Raw genomic sequence first — 7,208 nt, 5'->3', positions numbered from 1 at the left:
TGGGCGTGGCCTACCGCGACGGCGCGTACTACGTCGCCGAGCTGCCCGCCGCGCTGGCGCACTCTCCGTGACGGAGAGTGCGCCCCACGGCGCATTTCGTTACCATAGACGGGCGTGGGTGTCACCCACAGCACGCTGCGGCAACCGTGAGTGAAAACTTTCCTCACGTGGTTGCAGTCGGGCGGCGGACCTCTAAGCTGACGCGATATTCGGCGTGCTGCCGCCCCGGTAACCCCCGCCGCAGGGCTCGGCGCCGCCGCTTCCCTACTGGGAGTCACCCATGTCTGGACGCCACATCCGACGCGGCTGGGACGCCCCCGAGCTGCCCGCCGCGCCGCGCCGGACCGGCCTGTTCGGCCGCCGCGCCGTGCGGATCCCCGTCATCATCATCGGCGCCCTATCCCTGTGCGGCCTGGCCACCGTCGTCGTGCGCGGGGTCAGCGCCGACGCCGACGGCTGCAGCGCCGGCATCAAGCTGACCGTCGCGGCCGACCCGGCCGTCGCCCCGGCCATCACCGAGATCGGCAACCGGTGGAGCGCCACCAACCCCACCGTCGGCGAGGACTGCGTCCGCGTCGAGGTCGTCGCCAAGGCCTCCCACGAGCTCGCCAACTCGCTCGGCACCTGGGCGGGCGGCAACGTCGACGTGGCGGGCAAGGCCGCGCCCACCCCGGAGGACTCCGAGCTGCCGGTGGTCTGGGTGCCCGACTCGTCGTACTGGCTGGGCCGCGTCCGCGCCGTCGACCAGGACATCTTCGAGGCCGACGCGCCGTCCGTCGCGGCCAGCCCGGTGGTGCTCGCGGTGCCGGAGACGGTGGCCCGCGCCTTCGGCGACAAGCTGAAGGGCGGCATCGACGCGCCGCTGCTCAAGCAGCTGCTGTTCACGAAGTCGGCGGGGCTCAAGCTCGGCGTCGTCGAGCCGCGCCGCGACACCGCCGGCATGGTCGGCGCGATGATGCTCTCCGACGCCGTGGTCGCCAAGGAGAGCGACCTGCCCACGCTGGTCGGGGTCTACCGCGCCATCGGCGGGCCGGTGCCCGACCTCGACGCGCTGTGGAAGGCGTACGCCGCCGGGATGACCGCCGCGCCGGTCAGCGAGCAGGCCGTCATCGCGTACAACGCGAAGGCGAAGGCGCCGATGGCCGCGGTCGCCCTGGCCGAGGCGCCCACGCTCGACTTCCCGTACGCGGTCCGGGCCCGCCAGCCCCGCCCGCTGGCCACCGCCGCCGCGATGTTCTCGCAGGCGCTGCGCAGCGGCGACTACCGGTCGGTCTTCGCCGAGAACGGGCTGCGCTCCCCGGACGGCCAGGCATCCACCGGCTTCCCGGTCGGGCACGGGGTCACCTCGGCCGGCGTCTTCGTGCAGCCGCTCGCCGACATGAACAAGGTCCGCGGCGCGCTGACCGTGTGGGTCGCGGCGAAGACGCCGTCGCGCGTCATCGCGCTGGTCGACGCGACCTCCTCGATGGGCCGCACGATGACCGGCGGCGGCAACACCGCCGTGCGCATGCAGGTGCTGCGCAGCGCGGCGGAGAACGGCCTGCGCCTGTTCACCGACGACAGCTCGCTGGGCCTGTGGGCGTTCGCGGGCAAGGGCCACGCGCCCCTGGTGCCGCTGGGCGAGCTGACGAAGGCACAGCGCGGGAAGCTGCTCACCGCGGTCCGGCAGGCGGCGCCGCAGCCCACGGACGCCTCGCCGCTCTACAAGTCGATCATCGACGGGTACCGGGAGCTGCTCAAGGGCTACAACCCGGCCCGCAGCAACACGCTGGTGGTCTTCACCGACGGCCGCGACACCTCCGGCATGCAGCTGCGCGCGGTGCAGCGTGAGCTGGAGCGGCTCGCCGACGTCACCAAGCCGGTCCGGGTGGTCCTGCTCGGCCTCGGCCCGGACGTGAAGCTGTCCGACCTGCAGGCCGTCGCCGACACCACCGGCGGTGCCGCCTTCCAGGTCACCGACCCTGCCCAGATGGAGACGATCTTCCTCCGGGCCCTGCTCGCCTAGCCGTACCGCACAAGGATCGAGGCTCCGCCCCTGCCGTTTCACCGGCGGGGCGGAGCCTCGATTCCTGTCGCGTCCGGGTCAGGCCTGGATCTTGCTCATGACGACGGTGTCGTCGCCGCTGCCGAGGCGGGCGGCGCGCTTCTTCTCCTTGCGCTCCCGGATGATCTCGATGAAGACCGGGATCAGCGAGACGAAGATGATGACGAACACCATCGGCAGGATGTACTTGTCGATGTGCTCGGGGCCGCCGATGGCGTTGATGATCTGCTCGGCGAGCAGGTAGCCGGCCAGCAGGATGCCGTCGACCCAGAGGATCGCACCGATCACGTTCCAGACGAAGAACTGCTTGGCGGGCATGCCCAGCACGCCCGCGACCGGGTTCATGAAGGTGCGCACGATCGGAATGAAACGGGCCAGCACGATCGCCCGGCGGGGGCCGAACTTCACGAAGTAGTGCTCGGCCTTGCGCACGTACTCCTGCTTGAACAGGCGGGAGTCGGGCTTGTTGAACATTCTGGGGCCGTACTTCGCGCCGAGCCAGTGCCCGAGCTGCGCGCCGATGATGGCGCACAGCGGGCCGAGCAGCAGCAGCCAGCCGATCGGCAGCTGGACGCCCTTCGACTCCAGGAAGCCGGAGGCGAAGACGCCCGCGATGAACAGCAGGGAGTCACCGGGCAGGAAGAAGCCGACCATGAGGCCGGTCTCGGCGAACAGGATGAAGCAGACACCGAAGAGTGCGGCCGGGCCGAACAGGTTCAACCAGTCCGTCGGATTCATCGGGTTGAAGTCGGCGGTGGCCAGCGGGGGCATGGCCAGGGCCTGGAGCGAGTCGACTACGGTCACGCCGCACAACAGTACCGGGCAATGTTGCGAACTCCCTGACACGTCCATGGAGTCGAGGAGGTGGCTGTGACGTACGAGGAGTTCGTCAACACGAGACTCGGGGCACTGGCGCGGTATGCGGTGATGCTCACGGGTGACCAGCACACGGCCCAGGACCTCGTCCAGGAGACCATGGTCCGCGTCCAGCTCAACTGGCGGCGCGTGTCCCGGGCGCAGGCCCCGGAGCGCTACGTCAAGCGCATGATGATCAACCAGTACGTCGACTGGCGGCGCGGCTCGTGGCTGCGGCGGGTGTTCCTGCGCCCCGACCCCGACCCGTCGATCGCCGCGCCCGCCGACCACGCGCAGCGTGCCGCGGATCGCGATGTGATCTGGAACGTGCTGGCCACGCTGCCGCGGCAGCAGCGCGCGGCGCTGGTGCTGCGCTACTACGAGGACCTGCCCGACGCGGAGATCGCCGACATGCTCGGCTGCACCGTCGGCACGGCCCGCGGCTACATCTCGAAGGCGCTGTCCCGGCTGCGGGAGTCAGCGGACCGGCTCAGCCTGGGAGGGATTCGATGATCGAGGACGAGCTGCGCGACGCCTTCGCCCGCCACGAGGCGCAGGCCCCCGCCCTGGAGCCGCTGCGCCGGGCCATCGACGTGCTGGCCGGGCGCCGCCGGCGCCGCCGCGCCGTGACCCGTGCCGGGGCGGCCGCGGTGGTGGCCGCGCTCGCGGTCGCCCTGCCGGTGCAGGTGTGGCGCGGCAAGGGCGCCGACGTGCTGGTGCCCCTGATCGAGAGCGTCGCGCCCGTGGCGGTGCCGGAGGGCCCGCTGAACCTGCTGCTGCTGGGGCTGGACCAGCGCGGCACCTTGGCCGACTCCCGGGCCGACACGATCATGCTGGTGCACCTGCCCGCGGACGGCGGCCGGGCGTACCTCTTCTCGATCAACCGCGACGTCGTGGTGGACATCCCCGGCGAGGGCAGGGAGCGGATCAGCGCGACGTACTACTACAGCGGCGCCGAGGGCACCCGGAAGGCGGTGGAGAAGCTGACCGGGCTCCGGGTCGACGCGGTCGCCACGGTCAAGTTCACCGCGCTGCGCTCGGTCACCGACGCGCTGGGGAAGGTCCCCGTGTGCCTGCCCGATCCGGTGACGTCGGACCACACCGGCACGGTCTTCCCGCGCGGCTGCCGGGACTACTCCGGCCGCGACGTCGACGACCTGATCCGCCAGCGCAAGCACCTCCCGCACGGGGGGTACGACCGCGACCGCATCGGCCAGCGGGTGGTGCTCGGGCTCGCCCGCAAGGCCGGGCAGCTCGACATCCTGCGCGACGCCGGTGCCGTGCGGCGGCTGGCGGCCACGCCGGGCGTCACCGTCGACGTCGGGGGCCTGGACCTGCTCGGGCTGGCGCTCCGGCTGGACGGCACGACACCCGACATGATCACCGGGATCGGCCAGCCGACGTGGAACAGCACCCCCACCGGCGGCGAGCGGCTGGACCCGAAGGTCGCGCCGGAGCTGTTCGCGGCCCTGCGCGAGGGCACGATGGAGGCGTTCGTCAGCGCGCACCCGGACTGGGTGCTTCAGGAGTAGTCCTCGTCGGCGGGCACGACCACCACGTTCTGCTCGACCTTGTCCCACTCGGAGGCCGGCGGCACCGGCTCGTCCGGCTCTCCGAGGGGCTCGTCCGGGATCGCGTTGATGATCTCGTCGTCCGCCAGCGGGTCCGCGGGCGCCGACTGTTCGAGCGCGTCGGCTTCGGGCACGTCGTCCGCGTACGCGTTCCCAGCCACGTTCTCGGTCATTGCTTCACGGTATGACTCGCCTCGGCAGTTCGCCAGCAGATGAGAGTTCCGGCGTAGAAGATGACCATATGGGCTTTCTGATCCGTTGGGTGATCAACGCGGTGGCGTTGTGGATCACCACTCTGATCGTCTCGGGCATCGAGATCACCGCGGCCACCACCCTGCGCAGCATCCTCACCCTCATCGTGGTGGCGCTGATCTTCGGCCTGGTCAACGCGGTGCTGAAGCCCGTCATCCATCTGTTCGGCTGCGTCTTCTACGTGATCACGCTCGGGCTGTTCGCGCTGCTCGTCAACGCGCTGCTGTTCCTGCTGGTGGACTGGCTGGCCTCGGTGCTCAAGCTGCCGTTCGAGATCGACGGCTTCTGGCCGGCGTTCTGGGGCGCGATCGTCATGGGCATCGTGAGCTGGGCGCTCAGCCTGCTCGTCCCGGACGGGGGCGAGGCCTGAGCCCGCCGTCCCCGCCGCAACGGCCCCGGCCGGGGGTTCCGGCGGGACGCGCCGGGGCCAGGGGTCGATTCGCCAGGTCAAGTGACGTAGGCAATACTTCCGTAACGAGGACAGTGCGGTCTTCCCGCCAGCCATGAAGCGCGGGCGCGACGCCACCGCCGCGGCCAGCCGCGTTACTGCACGACGCTAGGAGCGTTCACAGATGCCTATCGCATCCCCTGAGGTCTACGCCGAGATGCTCGACCGCGCCAAGGCCGGCGCGTTCGCCTACCCCGCGATCAACGTCTCCTCCTCGCAGACGCTGCATGCCGCGCTGCAGGGCTTCGCGGAGGCGGAGAGCGACGGGATCATCCAGGTCTCGACCGGCGGTGCCGAGTACCTGTCCGGCCCGACCATCAAGGACATGGTCACCGGCTCGGTCGCCTTCGCCGCGTTCGCGCACGAGGTCGCCAAGAAGTACTCGGTCAACGTCGCGCTGCACACCGACCACTGCCCCAAGAACAAGCTGGACGGTTTCGTCCGCCCGCTGCTGGCCATCTCCGCCGAGCGCGTCGCCCGCGGCGAGAACCCGCTGTTCCAGTCGCACATGTGGGACGGCTCCGCGGTGCCGCTGGACGAGAACCTGCAGATCGCCGAGGAGCTGCTCGCGCTGACCCACGCCGCGAAGATCGTCCTCGAGATCGAGGTCGGCGTCGTCGGTGGCGAGGAGGACGGCGTCGTCGGCGCGATCGACGAGAAGCTGTACTCGACCGTCGAGGACGCGCTGGCCACCGCCGCCGCGCTGGGCCTGGGTGAGAAGGGCCGCTACATGACCGCCCTCACTTTCGGCAACGTGCACGGCGTGTACAAGCCGGGCAACGTCAAGCTCCGCCCGGAGATCCTCAAGGAGATCCAGGAGCAGGTCGGCGCCAAGTACGGCAAGGAGAAGCCGTTCGACCTGGTGTTCCACGGCGGCTCCGGCTCGCTGCTGTCGGAGATCCGCGACGCCGTCGACTACGGCGTGGTCAAGATGAACGTGGACACCGACACCCAGTACGCGTTCACCCGCCCGGTCGCCGACCACATGCTGCGCAACTACGACGGCGTGCTGAAGGTCGACGGCGAGGTCGGCAACAAGAAGGCGTACGACCCCCGTGCCTGGGGCAAGGCCGCCGAGGCCGGCATGGCCGCCCGCGTCGCCCAGGCCTGCCAGGACCTCCGCTCCACCGGCACCAAGATCAAGTAATCGGCACCCGCTCGGCGTGTCGCCGGGTGGATCGCCGTGTGCGGTCATGATCTGCGGCGCAACCGCAGATCATGACCGCTTTTCGTGATCTTGTCTGGATGTCGGCACGCGACGGGCCCGCCGCCTCCCCACCTTCGCTGACGGGAATCGGTACGATCGTCCGAATCCGCGTCTGCAGGGCAGGAGGTCCCCAGTGCTGGGCATCGACGGGTACGACCCGGTCTGGCACCACGACGCCGGTGCGCTGGCGGCGGCACACCGCTCCCGTTTCGCCCGCGTCATCGGGCAGCCGCTGGTCGGCTCCTGGCTCGTCTGGGACCTGGACGCCGAGGCCTGGTTCACCGGCGGCCCGGTCGTCTTCGGCTTCCCCGACGCCAACCTGGAGATCACGCACCGCAAGTTCGACGAGTGCGCGATCAGCTGGGACACCATCGACCTGCAGGCCCAGCTGGACTGGCCCGGCCTGCGCCTGGACTGGTGGGCCGACACCCACCCCGCCATCCTCTCCGCCCGCGGCCGCGCGCTGACCCGTGTCAACCTCATCGAGCGCATCAGCCCGACCGCCTGGCGCCCGCACGTCCTGCACGCCGTCGAGTTCTTCTTCGGCGACCTGCGGGTGGCCCTGTTCAACGCCATGGACGAGAACGGCCTGACCGGTGAGCCCGAGGTCAACCTCCCCGTCGGCTTCTGGCGCCGCATCCCGATCGCGTAGCGGCCGGGCTCATCCTCGGTCCGGTCACGGGCCGCCGCCTGGCGGCGACGTTGGGAAGGGCACCTTCTTATCGGATTCCGTGGTGGAAGGTGCCCTTCCCAACAGTGAGGATGATGTGTGGGAGTCCTCCCGGTCCGGTCTGACCCTCTTCCCAACTGACCTCGGGTCTTGGACGGGAT

General features: G+C 70.4%; 8 protein-coding genes. 6 read left to right on the top strand and 2 right to left on the bottom strand.

The genetic code is table 11. From position 1 onward, the window contains the following. Positions 1–280: 280 nt before the first annotated feature. Positions 281–2,005 carry a VWA domain-containing protein gene (locus tag AB0J67_RS37945; protein ID WP_363490121.1) on the top strand — a complete coding sequence of 575 codons (1,725 nt, stop codon included), beginning with the start codon at positions 281–283 and terminating at the stop codon, positions 2,003–2,005. Between the two features lie 78 nt (positions 2,006–2,083). Here the strand turns inward: AB0J67_RS37945 and AB0J67_RS37940 are convergent, their stop codons facing one another. Continuing rightward, positions 2,084–2,848: a VTT domain-containing protein gene (locus AB0J67_RS37940; protein WP_363490119.1), complete on the bottom strand. Its 765-nt coding sequence runs from the start codon at positions 2,846–2,848 to the stop codon at positions 2,084–2,086. Between the two features lie 66 nt (positions 2,849–2,914). Here AB0J67_RS37940 and AB0J67_RS37935 point away from each other — a divergent pair, with 66 nt between their 5' ends. After that, on the top strand, positions 2,915–3,412 hold the full coding sequence (locus AB0J67_RS37935; RefSeq protein WP_363490117.1) for a SigE family RNA polymerase sigma factor: 498 nt from the start codon (positions 2,915–2,917) through the stop codon (positions 3,410–3,412). Beyond that, positions 3,409–4,431: an LCP family protein gene (locus tag AB0J67_RS37930; RefSeq protein WP_363490115.1), complete on the top strand. Its 1,023-nt coding sequence runs from the start codon at positions 3,409–3,411 to the stop codon at positions 4,429–4,431. The genes AB0J67_RS37935 and AB0J67_RS37930 overlap by 4 nt, the downstream gene beginning before the upstream one ends. Here AB0J67_RS37930 and AB0J67_RS37925 read toward each other — a convergent pair. Next, positions 4,422–4,643: a hypothetical protein gene (locus tag AB0J67_RS37925; protein WP_363490113.1), complete on the bottom strand. Its 222-nt coding sequence runs from the start codon at positions 4,641–4,643 to the stop codon at positions 4,422–4,424. The genes AB0J67_RS37930 and AB0J67_RS37925 overlap by 10 nt on opposite strands. Positions 4,644–4,711: 68 nt before the next feature. On the opposite strand from AB0J67_RS37925, the gene AB0J67_RS37920 reads away from it, so the two are divergent. From AB0J67_RS37920 to AB0J67_RS37910, 3 genes are all read left to right on the top strand, one after another. Beyond that, positions 4,712–5,092, top strand: a complete 381-nt coding sequence (locus AB0J67_RS37920; protein WP_363490111.1) for a phage holin family protein — start codon at positions 4,712–4,714, stop codon at positions 5,090–5,092. Between the two features lie 202 nt (positions 5,093–5,294). Further along, complete coding sequence (fbaA, locus tag AB0J67_RS37915; protein WP_363490109.1) at positions 5,295–6,317, top strand: class II fructose-bisphosphate aldolase; 1,023 nt, start codon at positions 5,295–5,297, stop codon at positions 6,315–6,317. 193 nt (positions 6,318–6,510) lie between these two features. Next, positions 6,511–7,029 carry a hypothetical protein gene (locus AB0J67_RS37910; protein WP_363490107.1) on the top strand — a complete coding sequence of 173 codons (519 nt, stop codon included), beginning with the start codon at positions 6,511–6,513 and terminating at the stop codon, positions 7,027–7,029. Positions 7,030–7,208 lie beyond the last annotated feature (179 nt).

Source organism: Catellatospora sp. NPDC049609 (assembly GCF_040675365.1).
Lineage (GTDB): Bacteria > Actinomycetota > Actinomycetes > Mycobacteriales > Micromonosporaceae > Catellatospora.
The sequence above is the reverse complement of the archived record's forward strand: the minus strand, read 5'-3'. Positions and strand labels throughout refer to the sequence as shown.